General features: G+C 59.7%; 13 protein-coding genes and 1 pseudogene. 4 read left to right on the top strand and 10 right to left on the bottom strand.

The window, feature by feature from the left end:
• Positions 1-59: 59 nt before the first annotated feature.
• Entirely contained in the window at positions 60-1,634 is a 1,575-nt protein-coding gene (locus HJB82_RS24695; RefSeq protein WP_221117187.1) for an ABC transporter substrate-binding protein, read from the bottom strand.
• Positions 1,635-1,827: 193 nt separating this feature from the next.
• Between HJB82_RS24695 and HJB82_RS24690 the strand changes: the two genes are divergently transcribed.
• Positions 1,828-2,592, top strand: a complete 765-nt coding sequence (locus HJB82_RS24690) for an IclR family transcriptional regulator (RefSeq protein WP_221117188.1) — start codon at positions 1,828-1,830, stop codon at positions 2,590-2,592.
• Between the two features lie 47 nt (positions 2,593-2,639).
• Here the strand turns inward: HJB82_RS24690 and HJB82_RS24685 are convergent, their stop codons facing one another.
• From HJB82_RS24685 to HJB82_RS31755, 9 genes and pseudogenes are all read right to left on the bottom strand, one after another.
• Complete coding sequence (locus HJB82_RS24685; protein ID WP_221117189.1) at positions 2,640-3,575, bottom strand: dihydrodipicolinate synthase family protein; 936 nt, start codon at positions 3,573-3,575, stop codon at positions 2,640-2,642.
• A 24-nt stretch (positions 3,576-3,599) separates the two neighbouring features.
• Entirely contained in the window at positions 3,600-4,553 is a 954-nt protein-coding gene (locus tag HJB82_RS24680; protein ID WP_221141791.1) for an ABC transporter ATP-binding protein, read from the bottom strand.
• Positions 4,554-5,570 (bottom strand): ABC transporter ATP-binding protein, encoded by a 1,017-nt coding sequence (locus HJB82_RS24675; protein ID WP_221141789.1) that lies wholly within the window; start codon positions 5,568-5,570, stop codon positions 4,554-4,556.
• 8 nt (positions 5,571-5,578) lie between these two features.
• Positions 5,579-6,496, bottom strand: a complete 918-nt coding sequence (locus tag HJB82_RS24670) for a dihydrodipicolinate synthase family protein (protein WP_221141786.1) — start codon at positions 6,494-6,496, stop codon at positions 5,579-5,581.
• Between the two features lie 18 nt (positions 6,497-6,514).
• A complete protein-coding gene (locus HJB82_RS24665; protein WP_207584522.1) occupies positions 6,515-7,393 on the bottom strand; it encodes an ABC transporter permease in 879 nt (292 codons plus the stop codon).
• 2 nt (positions 7,394-7,395) lie between these two features.
• Positions 7,396-8,355, bottom strand: coding sequence for an ABC transporter permease (locus HJB82_RS24660; protein WP_207584523.1), 960 nt, complete (start codon positions 8,353-8,355; stop codon positions 7,396-7,398).
• Positions 8,356-8,420: 65 nt separating this feature from the next.
• Positions 8,421-10,019: an ABC transporter substrate-binding protein gene (locus HJB82_RS24655; RefSeq protein ID WP_221141785.1), complete on the bottom strand. Its 1,599-nt coding sequence runs from the start codon at positions 10,017-10,019 to the stop codon at positions 8,421-8,423.
• On the bottom strand, positions 10,003-10,746 hold the full coding sequence (locus HJB82_RS24650; protein WP_207584525.1) for a FadR/GntR family transcriptional regulator: 744 nt from the start codon (positions 10,744-10,746) through the stop codon (positions 10,003-10,005). Before HJB82_RS24650 ends, HJB82_RS24655 begins: the two co-directional genes overlap by 17 nt.
• Positions 10,747-11,198: 452 nt before the next feature.
• Positions 11,199-11,288, bottom strand: a pseudogene (locus HJB82_RS31755) (phosphopantetheinyl transferase); the annotation flags it as partial.
• 65 nt (positions 11,289-11,353) lie between these two features.
• Between HJB82_RS31755 and HJB82_RS24645 the strand changes: the two are divergent.
• The 3 genes from HJB82_RS24645 (at position 11,354) to HJB82_RS24635 (ending at position 15,008) form a co-directional block, all read left to right on the top strand.
• Positions 11,354-12,114 (top strand): IS5 family transposase gene (locus HJB82_RS24645; RefSeq protein ID WP_221141783.1). Its coding sequence is split into 2 segments (ribosomal slippage): positions 11,354-11,681 and positions 11,681-12,114, totalling 762 coding nucleotides; the frame shifts between segments, so codons are not numbered across the junction.
• 589 nt (positions 12,115-12,703) lie between these two features.
• Positions 12,704-14,581, top strand: coding sequence for a methyl-accepting chemotaxis protein (locus tag HJB82_RS24640; protein WP_221141781.1), 1,878 nt, complete (start codon positions 12,704-12,706; stop codon positions 14,579-14,581).
• 190 nt (positions 14,582-14,771) lie between these two features.
• On the top strand, positions 14,772-15,008 hold the full coding sequence (locus HJB82_RS24635) for a hypothetical protein (RefSeq protein ID WP_221141779.1): 237 nt from the start codon (positions 14,772-14,774) through the stop codon (positions 15,006-15,008).
• The last annotated feature ends 124 nt before the right edge of the window (positions 15,009-15,132 follow it).

Raw genomic sequence — 15,132 nt, 5'->3', positions numbered from 1 at the left:
CGACGCACTTCAAATCTTAATTTGTCTCAAAACCGCTGCACGCTTTTGGACGACATGCATCAGTCCGCCGGCTTCACGTCGTAAGCGAGCGTATATTTGTCGCCGCGCGGAGTGTAGGACACGGTCTTCTTGGCACCCAGCACGACATTTTCGTAATGCATCGGTAGGAGCCAGAGGTTGTTGAAGGTCTCAATCGACAGCTCCTGGAGAAGGGGCGCGCGTGCAGCTTCATCGAGCGTCGAACTCGCCTTGGCCAGCACCTCGTCGATCTGCGGATCGGACACGCCGCCGCCATTATATCTGCCGGTCCCCTTTTTCTCGTCGCGCGTGGCGACCAGCGCAACAGTCGGATTGGTGGTTTCGCCGGTGTTGACACCCCAGGAGCCGAAATAGGTGCTGTAGGCGCCTTTCGAATAGGCTTCCGAATACATCGACCAGGGCAGGACCTCGACTTTCGATTTGATGCCGATGCGCGTGAACATCTGGCCGACCGCCTGCAGAACTTCGGCATCCTTGACGTAACGGCCAGAGGGACCATGCAGGGTCAGGCTGAAGCCATCCGGATAACCGGCCTCGGCCAGAAGCGCCTTGGCGGCGGCAGGATCATAGCCCACCTTCTCGACTTTTTCGGAATAGCCGGCATAGCCTTGGGCGACGAATTGGTCGGCCACCGTGCCGTTCTTCTGCATGACGCGGTCGACGATTGCCGGCCGGTTGATCGACATCAGCATTGCGCGACGCACCTGCTCATCCTTGAGCGGGTTCTTGTCGAGATCGGAGCCATCCGCAGCCTTCACGAAAGGTGAAACATCGCGGCTGACATCGAGGCCAAGATAAACGAAGCGGGAAGACAGGCCGTTGATGACTTGCAGATTATCGCTCGCTTCCACGCGTGCCATTCCATCGGCAGGAAGGGTTTCGACAATGTCGATCTCGTTGGAGAGAAGCGATGCCAGACGGGCGCCATCGTCGGGCAGGAAGCGGAGCGTGACGTTCGACCAGTGCGAGGGGCCAGCGAAATAGCTGTCATTGCGCTTCAAGGTCAGGTTGCTGCCTGGCGAATAGGAGACGAAGGAATATGCCCCGGTTCCGATTGCACACTTGCCGTTGTCGAAATCCTGGACTGGCGCCTCCTTGCAATCGGCGCTGATAATGCGAATTCGGCTGACGGAATTCAGCAGGATCGGATCCGGAACCTTCGTCTCGACGACGATGGTATAGAGATCCGTGGCCGTGACGTTCACAATATTGCGTGTGTAGGAAGCAAAGCTCTGGCTGGGCTTGTCGCGGGCACGCAGAAGCGAAGCGATGACGTCATCGGCGTTGAACTCGCTGCCGTCATGGAATTTCACGCCCTTTCGCAGCTTGAATTCCCAGTGGGTAGGGTCGACGACCTTCCATTCGGTGGCGAGTTCCGGCGCATTTGCCGACGTTCCGGTGAGGTTTATGAGGCTGTCCCAGATATGGCGCGAGGTCGCATTGTTGGGCGCCGAACTGTCTTCATGGGGGTCGAGCGTCGTCGGCGTCGTCGACATCCCGATCGTCAGCGGGGTTTCCTGTGCGACGACCATTGCAGGAATAGCAATCGTGCCGAACAGCCCGATAGCTGCTCGCGTCAATGTTTTTACGGCCATTTCTTCAATCCCGGTTTAGCGTTTTTAGGCCGACCTTGCTTGGTCGGTACGAGCAGGTTCCCGTCCACTCTCGACACAAATTGGTAAGGGCCCCTCAAGGGGGTTGTCAAACGGAAAACAAGCGCGTTACGATAGGTGTAACTTCAAACTATGCCATGCCTTCAACCTCTGTCGCGGAAAAAATTCTGGTCCCATGGACAAAAGACAACCGTCAAAAAGCGATATCGTGCAGTCTGTTGATGTCTGCATCGACGTCTTGCTAAATGTCGCCAAAAACCCGGATATCAGATTGACTGAGGTGGCGCAGAACCTCGGGGAAACCAAGCCGAGAATTTTGCGCATGTTACGCACACTGGAACGGCGCGGCCTGGTGCGGAAGAGCGATACAGGCACTTACCGGCTGGGGACGACTGCGATCATTCTCGGGACTGCCGCCTCGACACAGGTTGATCTGGTGCGAATAGCCAATCCTGTTCTTGAAGAAGTTGGCCAGAAGGCGAACGAAACGACCCAGCTCAGGATCATCGACAATGGCGAATCCCTGTGCATTGCAAAGTTCGAACCGATGCGCGACTTGCGGGTACAGGCGATGATCGGTCGAAGACGACCGCTCACCGCCGGCTCGTACAAGGTGCTTCTCGCCTATCTCCACCCCCAGGTGCAGTTGCAAATGATCCCCGAGACTTTGCCGCGGCTGACCAAGCGCACCATCACGGATCGCAGCAAGTTGGTTGCTGAATTGGATAAAATCCGCCGCCAGGGATTTTGTGTGAGTTACGGTGAAGTCAGCGAGCAACTCGTCTCCGTCTCAGTGCCGGTTCTGGCATTCGACGGATCCGTGATCGCCGCGGTGAATGTCGGCGCCCCCGCCTTTCGCACGCAAAAAAGCGACGTCGACCGCTTCATCGTTCTGCTGAAGGAGGCCTCCAGCAAGATATCGGCCCGGCTGGGATGGTAGAGCTTTTCGTTCTGCGCCATATCGGAAAGCCCCTTCTTTAAGCAAATTCAGGGGAAAAGATCGGGGAGTTCGGAGCGTGCGATGCGTCGCAACCTGACCGCTTCTGCCGAGTCTATCGATTGATAAGGAGAGCGTAAGCGGGTGCCCACCGGTCCCCAATTGCCGATGGCACACAAAAGCTTGTCGAGAGCGGCGTTCGAATAGCCGAAATCCTGGCGAAAGGGGACGATATGCGCGTCCATAAACATGCAGATGTGTCGTTCCAGTTCGAGTGCGGCGTCGAGATCGCTTCGCATCGAGAGTGTCCAGGTCTGAGCACCGCGGGGACTAAGGCAGGCCACATTGGAAAAGGAGCCTGCTGCGACGCCTTGCTTGATGCCGGTTGCGAGATGATGGCCGGGGACGAAGAGCGAAAGCCCGGACAGATGCCGGCGTGTTTCGGCATACCAGGAAGCGTCGCCGTCGGCGAGCTTGATGCCGGTCACCTCCGGCACTGCCGCGCAGACCATGCCCAACTCCTTTGGCGCCAGCACCCGTTTTGCATGCGGCGGATTGTAGAGGATGAGCGGAATTCCGTCGGCGACGACGGCCGCCCGTTTCAAAAAGTCGACTGCTTCGGCATCGCTGATCGGCCACCAGTCCGGCAATATGACCTGAATGGCGCGGGGATCGAGCCCGGCGGCGCGGCGGACGCGATTGAGCATGATCCGCGGGTCGGGCTGGCAGGCGCCGATCACGAATGGCATGGAGGAAGCCTTGCAGCGTTCGGCCAGCATCGCCTGGATGCTGTCGAATTCCTCCTCCGTCTGATTGTGGAATTCCCCCGCCGTGCCGTTCGAATAGATACCATCGACACCGGCATCGATGAGGATATCGATCTCTTCGCCGAGCTTGTCGAATTCGATACTGTCGTCGGCTGCGATCGGCAAAAGCAGGCTCGCCCAGTTTCCGCCGATGGCGGGATGTGGCGTCTTCAGGTTCATCTGTTTTCCCCGATGGATGACGGATCAGTCGAGGTCGTCGCGAATGCAGGCCTTGACGTGGCCGGGCGCGATTTCCCGCAATTGCGGGACGACGCCGGCGCAGGCATCGAGCGCGCTCGGACAGCGCGTGCGAAAAACGCATCCGCTCGGCGGATTGGCCGGGCTTGGAATATCGCCTTTCAGGATCTGTCTGTTCCGGCGGGCATCCGGATCGGGCGACGGAATCGCCGAGAGCAGCGCGCGCGTATAGGGATGCTGCGGCCTCGCATAGAGATCGGCGCTTGGCGCAATTTCCATGATACGGCCGAGATAGAGCACGATCACCCGGTCGCAGATATATTCGACGACGGCAAGATCATGCGAGATGAACAGCATGGTAAGGCCAAGCCGCTGCTGCAACTCGCGAAGCAGGTTGATCACCTGCGCCTGGATCGATACGTCGAGCGCCGAGACAGGCTCGTCGGCGACGATGAATTCGGGCGACAAGGTCAACGCACGGGCAATCCCGATGCGTTGGCGCTGGCCACCGGAAAACTCATGCGCATACCGATTGATCGCATCGGCGGGCAGATCGACCTGGGCCAAGGCCAACCGGGCCCGTTCCAGCCTATCGCGAGCGGTGCCGATCCCCTGGATCTTCAGGCCCTCCGTCAGGATTTCACCGATCGTCATGCGCGGCGACAGGCTGGCGAAAGGGTCCTGGAAAATATACTGCATGCGCGGCCGTTGCCGCCTGAGCGCAGAGGCGGAAAGTGCTGTGAGTTCATTGCCGTCGAAGCGCACGCTGCCTGACGAAGGTTCGACGAGCCGAAGGACGGAGCGCCCGATCGTGGTCTTTCCGCTGCCGGATTCGCCGACGAGCCCGACGACTTCCCCCTTGCCGATATCGAAGGAGATGCCCTCAAGAATGTTCAGCCGCGTACCGCGGGAAGTATAATGTTTCGAGAGGTCGCGGACGGATAGCAGCGGTGCGCTCATCTAGATCTCCTGCCATCTGATGCAGCGGCTGCGGTGCTGCGGATTGACCTGTTCAAGCACGGGAACCGCGGCGCTACAGGCATCGATCGCGAATTTGCAGCGCGGCGAAAAGGCACAGCCGCTCGGCATGTTCATCAGGCTCGGGACCATGCCGGGAATGGCGGCGAGCTTGTCGCCGGCCTGCTTCATCCGCGCCGCGTCACCCAGGCGCGGCATGGAGGCGAGAAGGCCCATCGTATAGGGATGCTTCGGATTGCGGAAAACCTCGCCGACCGGTCCCTCTTCGACGATCCGGCCGGCATACATCACCGCGACGCGATGGGCGATTTCGGCGACCACGCCAAGATTGTGGGTGACGAAGAGCATGGCCATGCCGCGCTCGCGCTGCAGCCTGAGAAGCAGATCGAGAATCTGCGCCTGGATCGTCACGTCGAGCGCCGTGGTCGGCTCGTCGGCGATCAGCAGCGCCGGATCGCAGGCGAGCGCCATGGCGATCGTGGCACGCTGGCGCATGCCGCCCGACAATTCGTGCGGATATTGGCCGGCACGGCGCCGGGCGTCCGGTATACCGACGCTTTCAAGCAAGGCGACGGCTGCGTCCATCGCCGCCTTGCGGCCCGCCCCGCGATGGATGCTGATCGGTTCGGCGATCTGGTCGCCGATGGTGAAAACGGGATTGAGGCTCGACATTGGCTCCTGGAACACCATGCCGATGTCGTCGCCCCTGATCCCGCGCATGCTCCTTTCATCAAGGGAAACAAGGTCCCGGACCGCGCCGGACCGCGTGGTCAGGCGGATGCTGCCTGCGGCGATCACACCGATGTTGCGGGTGAGCAGCCGCATGACCGACAGGCTGGTGACCGACTTGCCGGAGCCGGATTCGCCGACGAGCGCCAGCGTCTCGCCGGCGGCAACCGTCAGGTCGATATCGTTGACCGCGGTGATCTCGCCGCCGCGCATGCGGAAGATCGTTCGCAATCCCCTGATATCGAGTACCGGTCCGGCGGTCTGTTCCATCGGCTTGCTCAGTTCAGCAGGCCGGTTGCACGCAGGATCTCGTCGATCCGTGCCGTTTCCGCATCGTTGAGCGAGGCACGCGGTCGCGGCATGACGGCGCTGTCGATGATGCCGAGGCTCTGCATGGCGGCCTTGAAGGCGCCGATACCCGATGCACCTCCACTGACACGGCCCTGCGCGACCCAGACGATTTCGAAGAGCCGGCAGAGGCGCTCCTGCTCCTTCTTTGCTGCGACCCAATCGCCGCGCTGCGCGGCATCCCAAAGGCGCACATAACCGTGCGGATCGACATTGGCGATACCGGGAACAACGCCGTCGGCCCCCATCAATAGCGCTGTGTCGACGACGATCTCGGAACCGGTCATCAGGAAGACGTCCTTGTGTTCGGCAAGGTCGAGGAGCGCATAGCGGAAGTTGCCGTCGTCGCCGCTGGAATCCTTGAGGCCGATAATGGCGCCTTCCCTGGCAAGCGTGAAGACGGTCTGGCGCTGCAGCTTGACGTGAACGCAGACAGGAATGTCGTAGGCGATCAGCGGTACATCCACCGCGTCTCTCACATAACGGAAATGGTCGAGGATCTCGGACTGGCTGGTGACAGTGTAAAATGGTGCGGTTACCACCACTGCGTCGGCGCCGGCGGCCTTTGCGACCTTCGAATGAGCGATGACCCGATCCGTGGCCGGATCGATGACGCCGACGATCAGCGGCACGCGGCCATTCACCACCTTGGCGGAATGCTCAATGATTTCGCGGCGGGTCTTTTCGTCATGGAAGATCACTTCGCTCGTCGAGCCGAGCACGAATACGCCGTGGCAGCCGGCATCGATCAGATGTTCCAGCACGCGGGTATAGGAGGGGTAGTCGACGGTGAGATCCGGATTGAGCGGTGTTACGACGGGGGGGACGACACCCTTGAATTTGGTCATTTTCGCTTCTTTCGATTGTCAGTTCAGTTCGGCACGCGGGTCGAAGGCATCTCTGAGGCCATCGCCGATGAAATTGATTGCAAGCACGGCAAGGATCAGCGCGCCGCCGGGGAAGAGCCATTGCCACGGATATTGTTCGAGTACGGCCGTCGAGCGCGCCGCATTCAGCATGTTGCCCCAGCTGGCCGCCGGCGGCGCGATACCGAGGCCGAGGAAGGACAGGCCCGCCTCGAGCAGGATGGCATTGGCAATCTGCAGCGTTGCGTAGACCACGAGGATATCGATCGAGTTCGGCAGACCGTGGCGGAAGAGCAGATGCCCGATACCGGCGCCCATGCCGCGGGCGGCCATGACGAAGTCGCGCTCACGCAATTCCAGCAGCCGGGAGCGGATCATGCGGGCAAGCAGCGGCCAGGAGAGCAGCGAGATGACGAGCACGGTCGGCCAGATGCCGGTGCCGGCAATCGAGGCGAGCACAAGCAGGAAGATGACAGGCGGCAGGGTCATCACCAGATCGACAAAGCGCATCGAGACCGCGTCCGTCCAACGTCCCGCAAGCGCCGATATGGCTCCGAACAGAAAGCCGATGACCGCGGAAAGGGCGGTCGACGCGACGGCAACCAGCAGAGAAATCCTGCCGCCTTCGAGTACGCGCGCAAAGACATCGCGGCCGACGCCGTCGGTTCCGAACCAGTGGGTTGCCGTCGGGCCGCTGTTCATCGCCAGAAGATCGATATCGTTCGGCTGGAAAGCCCACCATAAAGGATAGGAGAGGATCAGCAGCAGCATCGGAATGGCAATGCAAACGCCGGCAACGGCCGCGCTGTTGAGCAGAAAACGGCTGGAGGCGCGGGCAAGTGGCCCCGGGCTGCGGCGTTGGGGGGAGCGTGCCAGCATGGTCAGCCCACCTTGATGCGCGGGTCGACAACCGCATAGGTGATGTCGGTCAGAAGATTGACGACGATAACGCAAGCGCCGATGACGAGCGTCGCTCCCATGATGACGGGGTAGTCGCGGGTCTGCACGGCATCGACGAGCAAAAGCCCCATGCCCGGCCAGTTGAAGACGCTCTCGATGAAGATGGCGCCGCCGATCGCAAGCCCGATGGTTGAGCCGATCAGGGTGACGATCGGAAGAAGCGCATTGCGCAACGCATGTTTAGCGATGACCCAGAACTCGAGAACGCCCTTGGCGCGGGCCGTGCGCACGTAATCCTGGTTCAGAACTTCGAGCAGCGAAGCGCGCATGTAACGCATGATCAATGCGGTTTGCGCGACGGACAGGAGGGCGGCCGGCAGGATCAGATGGTGAAGGAGATCACCGACCGAGAACTCCTCGCCGGGCGTCAGCATGCCACCCGACGGCATCCAGTGCAGGCGGACCGAGAAAATATAAAGGCCGATCAGTGCGCTGAGGAATGCCGGGCTCGAAATGCCGGCAAGCGCAACCACCGACAAGGAGAGATCGGCGAACGAATTGCGGCGGACGGCGCCGATCACCCCGCAGGCGATGCCGAGGACGATGGCGACGGCAAGTGCGGTGCCCATCAACAGCACCGTAGGTCCGATCCGCGACAGCACCAGGCTGAGTACTGGCTGGTCGAGGCGCTTGATCGAATAGCCAAGATTGCCGGTCAACGCCTGCTGCAGCCAACCCAGATACTGGACGGGCAAGGGCTGGTCGAGTCCGAGGTTTCTGCGCAGATCGGCAAGATCTGACGGCGACATCGGCAGGTTCGGATCGATATAGGCATCGATCGGATCGCCGGGTGTCAGGCGCAGCAGCAGGAAGATCAGCATGCTCAGGGCAACGAGCATGCCTACCCCTATGATCAGGCGTCTAAGACTGTATCGAAGCATCGTCAATCCGTATTGTCAGGCCGTCCTATCAGGGTGGCCGAAGCCACCCAGGCTTGCGGAAACGCCTATTCGGCGATCGACCATTTCTGCGGGGCGGCCTGGTAAGGGCCACCACCCGGCGCCGGCGTCCAGACAAAATCCTTCACCTTGGTCGAGACGATGCCGTAGCGGTTTGCCACCCAAAGCGTCGCCCAGGGCAGGTTCGTGTTCATCACCTTGCAGACGTCCTGATAGGCCGCATCCCGCTTGGCACTGTCGGGCTCGGCAAGGGCGCTGTCGAGTGCCTTGGTGAGGTCGGGCATGCGAACTCTGGCGACGTTCGGTCCGGCCGGAGGGATCTGCTTCTCGTTGATGCCGACATTGATGCTTCCGGCATCCGGCCCGTTCTGTAGCCCGGCGTAAACCATCTGGAACTGGGCAATATCCGGCGTCGCATTAAGCACCATGCTGTTATAGGTCGGCGCATCGACGGCGCGCGGAACGATGTTGATGCCGACCTGCGCAAGCATCGCCTGGACGGCGGCAAGCACGTTGGTGGCCAGCGGCGTGCTGTAATAGGTCAGAAGCGTGATCGGCTTGGCGCCGTTGATCTGGTCCCAGCCGGCGTCCTTCAGCAACTTCTTGGCCTTCTCGGGATCATAGGCATAGGTGTCGATGCCCTGGGGTATCAGCTGTTCGGCGACATAGGCGCAGTTGGCTGGCTTGGCCGCGCCGCCATAGAGGCTCTGAATGATGGCATCGCGATTGATCGCATACATCACCGCCTGGCGGACGCGAACATCCTTCCAGATCGGGGAATCGTGATTGAAGCCCAGATAGTTGACGACGAAAGAGTTGCCTTCGATGACCTTGAAGTCCTTGTTGTCCTTGAAGGTCGGCACGTCGTTGGAATCGACATAGGTGAACTGGATCTCGCCGGATCTCAGCGCCGCAATCGCTGCGGCGGGGCTGGCGAAATAGCGGTTGATGACGCGTTCCAGTGCCGGTTTGCCACCGCGATAATCGGTGTTTGCAGCAAGCTCGACATACTGATCCGAGACGTATTTGGTGAATTTGAACGGCCCGGTGCCGATCGGAGCGGTGGACCACCAAGTGTTCTTTGCCAGCTGGTCGGCCGGTATCGAAGCGAGCGCATGCTCGGGCAGCATCATCACCTTGGTCATCGTGTCGAGAAAACTGCTGCTGGGTGCGCTGAGTTTGATGACGACCGTGTGATCGTCCGGCGTCTCGACGGACGATATGCCCTTCAGCCGGGCAGCGAGCACCGAGCCGGTCTTCGCGTCCATCGCAAGGCCGATGGTGAATTTCGCATCCTTGGCGGTGAAGGGCTTGCCATCATGCCATTTGGCGTCCGCCAGCTTGAACATGTAGGTCGTCTGATCCGGGCTGACCTCGTAGGAGCTTGCCAGTGCGCCGACGACCTTCTGCAACTTCTCGTCATAGGTGATCAGCGGTTCGTAGTAGATGCTGAGCCAGGTGAAACCGGCGGTCGCCGCAAGCGGGTTGAAGTTGCCCTGAAAGCCGCCCGGGCCGACATCGAAGCCGCCGGACAGCGTGGCTGCCTGAGCCTCGGCTGCAGTGCCTGAAACGACAAGAGCCGGAACGGCAGCCGTCGACAGCAGGGCGCCAAGGGCGATAACGGATAATCTAGACAGTCTTTTCATGTGTTCCTCCCACGTTTGAACTTGTCTTGTTGTTGGCAATCACCCGGGCAATACCCTCGTAATGACGATCCAGGCGTCGGCGTGCCTCCTCCAGATCCTTTGCCTCGATCGCATCGACGATCGCGGCATGATCGCGCCACGTCGCCATCGGATCGAGATTTTCAAGGTTGACGAAATCCGACGCCTTGTAGAAGGCGAGCCAGAAGACGTCGATCAGCCGTACGAGCGTTTCATTGTCCTGGCAGCGAAACAGCAGCCGGTGGAACAGCTGGTCGTCTGCCGCAAAGGTTTCGCCGCGCTCGGCATGGGCGCGCATTCGACCGACGGTGGCGCGCAGTTCGGCGATGTCCTCCTCGCCGATTACATCGATCGTTTTGCCGATCAATCCCACTTCCAGCGTACGCCTGATTTCAAGCACCTCCTCGATCTGCCGCAGGGCGCCGCCGAGGCCGTAAGCGAGGTTGTCGAGAAGCGGTTCGAAGGAAAATGCCTTCACGAAGATGCCGACGCCGCGCCGCGTGTCCAGCACGCCGAGCGATTCCAAGGCCTTGATGCCTTCTCTCAGCGAATTGCGGCTGACGCCGAGCTGGGTGGCAAGCTCTCCTTCCGCCGGAAGCAGGGTTCCGGGCGCAAGGCCGTTGTCATCGATATAGGCGCGCAGACTTTCCTGAACGGAGACATGCAGCAGCGGCGCGCGCGTCAGCGGCTTCATCGATTTCAATGTCATGCCGGTCACTTTCTCGCATCGCCGATAAGATGCTTGTTGCATATATACTTGTAGGATATCTGTCAAATGGTTAGGCTGATGGGCCCATCTAGCAACGTCGTTGCAGCCACATCGCCCGCGAAAAACAGCGTCCCGGCGAGAGCCCTCCCCACTTCGATGTCGCGGCTATGCAGTTGAAACACAAGGTAGGGCGCCTGCTGAGCCTCGGTGACGCGTGCAACCTACTCGGGAGTGTGGAGGCAGTGGATTTCATCGGTAAAAGATGACTAAAATAATCACCTTATGTTGACAAGGCTTGTACCGCTCCATAGGTTCCGCCCGCATCCGTGAGGAAGGGACCAAGAATGGCGCGTGTTTTTTTGAATGTTTCTAATGTTGTATCGGGAATTTACAGGAAAAGCCTGTTTGCCACGACAGCTTTGGTCGTGATCGGCATTGCAGCATCGCCGGCGATCACATCCTGAAGCGACAGCGACCGTCACAAGCCCGTCGGTGTTGGCGAGGCTGAATTGCGGCGTATCACGATCCTCGAGCCTTAGGAAGTGTGGACTCTTGGGATTCCCAAGGCTTAGCAAATCAGATTCAAGACTGTCTTTTGGAGGCAGTCATGGGTGTTTTGGATCGTCTGATCCTTCGGGATGAGCAGTGGGAGCGGATATCGCGTCACATCATTGGTGACGAGCGCACGCGCGGTTCGTCCGGCCGCGACAACCGCATGTTTGTGGAAGCGGTGCTTTGGATTGTCCGTACCGGCTCACCCTGGCGTGACCTGCCGGAAGTATTCGGCGAGTGGAACAGTGTCTTCCGCCGTTTCAGCCGCTGGAGCCGGAAGGGCATCTGGTGGCGCATGTTCGCCGCGATGTCGGACGATCCGGACTTCGAATACCTGATCGTCGATTCCATCATCATCCGCGCCCATCAGCACGCTGCCGGCGCAAAAAAGGGGCTGAAGATCAGGCCCTTGGCCGTTCTCGCGGCGGCCTGAGCGCCAAGATCCACATGGCTGTGCGTGGTCTCGGCTGCCCGGTCCGCTTCACACTTACCGCAGGCCAGAAGGGCGACGCGCCGCAAGCCGAAGCCCTGATCGAGGGCCTATCCGCCGACATCGTCATGGCCGACACCGCTTACGACAGCGATCGCCTGCGCAATGCCATCGCCGATAAAGGCGCTGTGGCGGTGATCCCCAACAATCCTTCCCGTGCGCAAAAATACCCGCTGGACAAGCATCTCTATGCCCAGCGTCACCTCATCGAATGCTGCTTCTCAAGACTCAAGCAGTTCCGCAGGGTCGCTACGCGCTTCGAAAAAACCGCCGAAAACTACCTCGCAGTCGTCATTATCGCGGCTATCGTCCTATGGATCAGATAACTGTCCGCAATTCCTAGTCTGCCGTACTTGTCCGGAGACAATACGACATTGCCTAGCACTGTCCCGATAGACCCGCTCAACAGCCGCCGCAAGAGATAGCGGCCGGCAATGAACGAGGCTCGGTCTCCTTCAAATCGGTAGGTCGTCGCCCGATCCCGTTCGGCCTGTGAAAGCGACTGCTCCCAGCGGTTCCAGTCGTGTTCCTTCTTGGGATATCGCCAGAGCGCAATTTCGATGGCGGCGGGTTGATTTTCTGACTGTTGCATAGATCCAGTATGTCTGCTCAGGACCGCGCGGCAAGCACGCAGTCCGCCAATCGTTCATCAGCCGGCGCTGGCCCGATCGGCCGAGCGTTATTTTTCGGAGATTGAGATCCGATTTTCGCTCGTTATGGCTGCTTTATTGCTGGAGTTTCCAGTAACTTAGGGTCGTTGTGCGTTTAAATAATCGCGGAAGTTTCGGCCGGCGCAGAAGATTTCTGGAAACCGCACGGATCCGTTGTTTAGTTAATACTAAATTTTTGAATCTGGTGCGAGATTTTGCATTAACCGGCAAGCCGGTCGCACCAGTTATCTTCGAGGAGACCCGCATGAAGCGCCCCAGTATCAAGCAAGCCCTGATCGTGAAGCTGTCGATCATCAGCCTGTTCATGGTTGGCCTGTCCTATGTCTCGCTGAGCACGATTTCGACACTCCGTGCCAATACCGAGCAGATTGGGACGTTCTGGATGCAGCGGCTCGTGACCGCTCGCGAAATCAAGGACAACTTCCTCGAGCTGAAACTGGTCTACGCTCAATACCTTCTGGAGGATACAGCGGAGGAGCAGACCGTCGCACGGCAAAAAATCGATGCCGCCGGCGCCGCGGTCGAGAAGGTCGTCACCGAATACGAAAAGGGCGTCCGAACCGAGCGAGGGCGCGAACTGATCAATCAGCTCAAGCCTGAAGTGAGCAAATATCGCGAATTGGCAGAGCAAATGATCGCACTTGAGAACAGCGGGAAGGAGCCTGACGCAGTCCGTTTCTTCAAGGAAAATATGGAACCTCAATCCGAGCTGGTGGACAAGGCTGTGGGCGATCTGGTCGCTTTTATTCTCAACCAGGCTGAAGGGTTTGTGGCCGCCAGCGATGGTTCAGCGACGTCCGCTTTCGTGTTGACGTCCGCAATCGCAGCGCTGGCCGTACTGATCGCCATGGCTGGCATGGTGTTTGCGATATTCGGCATCGCCAATCCGATCCGAAGCATCGCCTCCGCCATGAGGCGTCTGTCGGACGGTGACCTTGATAGCGACATACCCGGTGCCGGCCGCGCCGACGAAGTTGGCGAAATGGCCGGTGCCGTCGAAGTCTTCCGCCAGAATGCTCTTAATGTCGTCAGGTTGGAAACGGAAGCGGCTGCATCCCGCAGCGAGAGCGAAGCAGTGCGCGCGGCAGCCCAGCAGCGCGCCGAACGCGAGGCGGAACAATTGCGCTTCGCAACGACAACATTGGGCGGAGGCCTCCGGCGGCTTGCAGCAGGCGACATATCTTTCCAGCTTTCGGAACAATTTGCATCCGAATACGAAAGCTTGCGCGAAGACTTCAACGCCTCGCTCCGGCAATTGGGGGCGACGATCGGAGCCGTGCTGCAGACGGTGCACAGCATAGACAACGGCACTGGTGAGATTGCCTCTGCCGCGCAGGACCTTTCCAAGCGTACCGAACAGCAAGCTGCCTCTCTCGAGGAGACGGCTGCAGCTTTGGACGAGATCACCTCGAATGTGTCGATGGCGTCCAAACGTACCGACGAGGCACGCAATGTGGCCCTGGAAGCCGATATCAGCGCGCAGCGGTCGGCAGCTGTCGTGTCGGAGGCGGAGCAGGCCATGCGACGCATCGAGGACAGTTCGGAGCAGATTTCGAACATCATTGGTGCAATCGATGAAATCGCCTTCCAGACCAACCTCCTGGCGCTGAACGCCGGCGTTGAGGCCGCCCGTGCGGGTGAGGCCGGCAAAGGTTTTGCAGTGGTCGCACAGGAAGTCCGTGAGCTTGCCCAGCGCGCCGCGCAAGCAGCCAAGGAAATCAAGGGCTTTATTCAAAAGTCGTCAACCGACGTGAAAAATGGCGTGAAACTGGTTCTCGAAACCGGTACGTCGCTCAAGTCGATCGGTGAATACGTCGTACAGATCAACCAACTCATGGATGCGATTGCCACATCGGCGCGCGAGCAGTCGACTGGCCTTGCCGAGATCAATACAGCCGTCAATCATATGGACCAGGCGACCCAGCAAAATGCCGCCATGGTCGAGCAGTCGACGGCTGCTGCCGCCTCTTTGTCCTCCGAGGCAGGCCGTCTGCGGGATCTGGTCAGTCAATTTCAATTGGACGGCGACAAAAACGCGGCGGGCGTGGAGCGCAGCAGCCGGGCCTTCGAAGGCAACATGCCAATCCGGTTGGTCACTCCGCGACGCGTGACGCAAAGATGAAGCGCGATGACGTCAGATTGTTCGCCTCAGAGGTGGAGCGACGTGCTGAGATGGTCAGGTCGGCCGTTTTCCGGACCCGTATTGGCCCGGCGAATGAGACAACGCCGATCTAAGCGTCATGAAGGTGTTGTCCGCGCGTGAGATGACCACCGCCTTGAAGGCATGAATCGGGATAATGTCAGGAGACCGAATGCCGGCGTCGCCGGTGGAATATCCTGCTCCGCAGAGTTTCGTTGCTGCGCTTGGGCAAGCATTCGATAGCGAGACTGGCAGGACGATAGTGGAGCCTTTCGGAATTGTCTGGGGCAACGCTGTCGCCCTCGATAAAGGATTGGATACCTACGACATTTCCGCGCCCCGACTGGGTATACACCTTACTTTCAAGCATTCGGGCGTGGTCTTCGACCATGAATTCCAGGATGACTGACCTGCCACTGAACTTTCATCCAGCTGCGATTAGAGCCTCGGGGGTTTTGAATACGCCAAGTGGCGCGGTGTGAGCAACCGGCGGAAACGCGAAGCTTTCATCTTGCGCAGCGTTGGAGCCGGTT

It is taken from the genome of Rhizobium sp. NZLR10 (assembly GCF_019685125.1).
Taxonomy (GTDB): Bacteria; Pseudomonadota; Alphaproteobacteria; order Rhizobiales; family Rhizobiaceae; genus Rhizobium.
Note: the sequence above shows the minus strand (reverse complement) of the source record. Positions and strands in the feature narration are given on the sequence as shown.

Bases quoted from the DNA above. Each gene is read 5' to 3' on its own strand.
- HJB82_RS24685 (WP_221117189.1), bottom strand. From the start codon at position 3,575: ATGAACCTGAAGACGCCACATCCCGCCATCGGCGGAAACTGGGCGAGC.
- HJB82_RS24680 (WP_221141791.1), bottom strand. From the start codon at position 4,553: ATGAGCGCACCGCTGCTATCCGTCCGCGACCTCTCGAAACATTATACT.
- HJB82_RS24695 (WP_221117187.1), bottom strand. From the start codon at position 1,634: ATGGCCGTAAAAACATTGACGCGAGCAGCTATCGGGCTGTTCGGCACG.
- HJB82_RS24650 (WP_207584525.1), bottom strand. From the start codon at position 10,746: ATGACATTGAAATCGATGAAGCCGCTGACGCGCGCGCCGCTGCTGCAT.
- HJB82_RS24690 (WP_221117188.1), top strand. From the start codon at position 1,828: ATGGACAAAAGACAACCGTCAAAAAGCGATATCGTGCAGTCTGTTGAT.
- HJB82_RS24665 (WP_207584522.1), bottom strand. From the start codon at position 7,393: ATGCTGGCACGCTCCCCCCAACGCCGCAGCCCGGGGCCACTTGCCCGC.
- HJB82_RS24655 (WP_221141785.1), bottom strand. From the start codon at position 10,019: ATGAAAAGACTGTCTAGATTATCCGTTATCGCCCTTGGCGCCCTGCTG.
- HJB82_RS24670 (WP_221141786.1), bottom strand. From the start codon at position 6,496: ATGACCAAATTCAAGGGTGTCGTCCCCCCCGTCGTAACACCGCTCAAT.
- HJB82_RS24675 (WP_221141789.1), bottom strand. From the start codon at position 5,570: ATGGAACAGACCGCCGGACCGGTACTCGATATCAGGGGATTGCGAACG.
- HJB82_RS24640 (WP_221141781.1), top strand. From the start codon at position 12,704: ATGAAGCGCCCCAGTATCAAGCAAGCCCTGATCGTGAAGCTGTCGATC.
- HJB82_RS24635 (WP_221141779.1), top strand. From the start codon at position 14,772: ATGCCGGCGTCGCCGGTGGAATATCCTGCTCCGCAGAGTTTCGTTGCT.
- HJB82_RS24660 (WP_207584523.1), bottom strand. From the start codon at position 8,355: ATGCTTCGATACAGTCTTAGACGCCTGATCATAGGGGTAGGCATGCTC.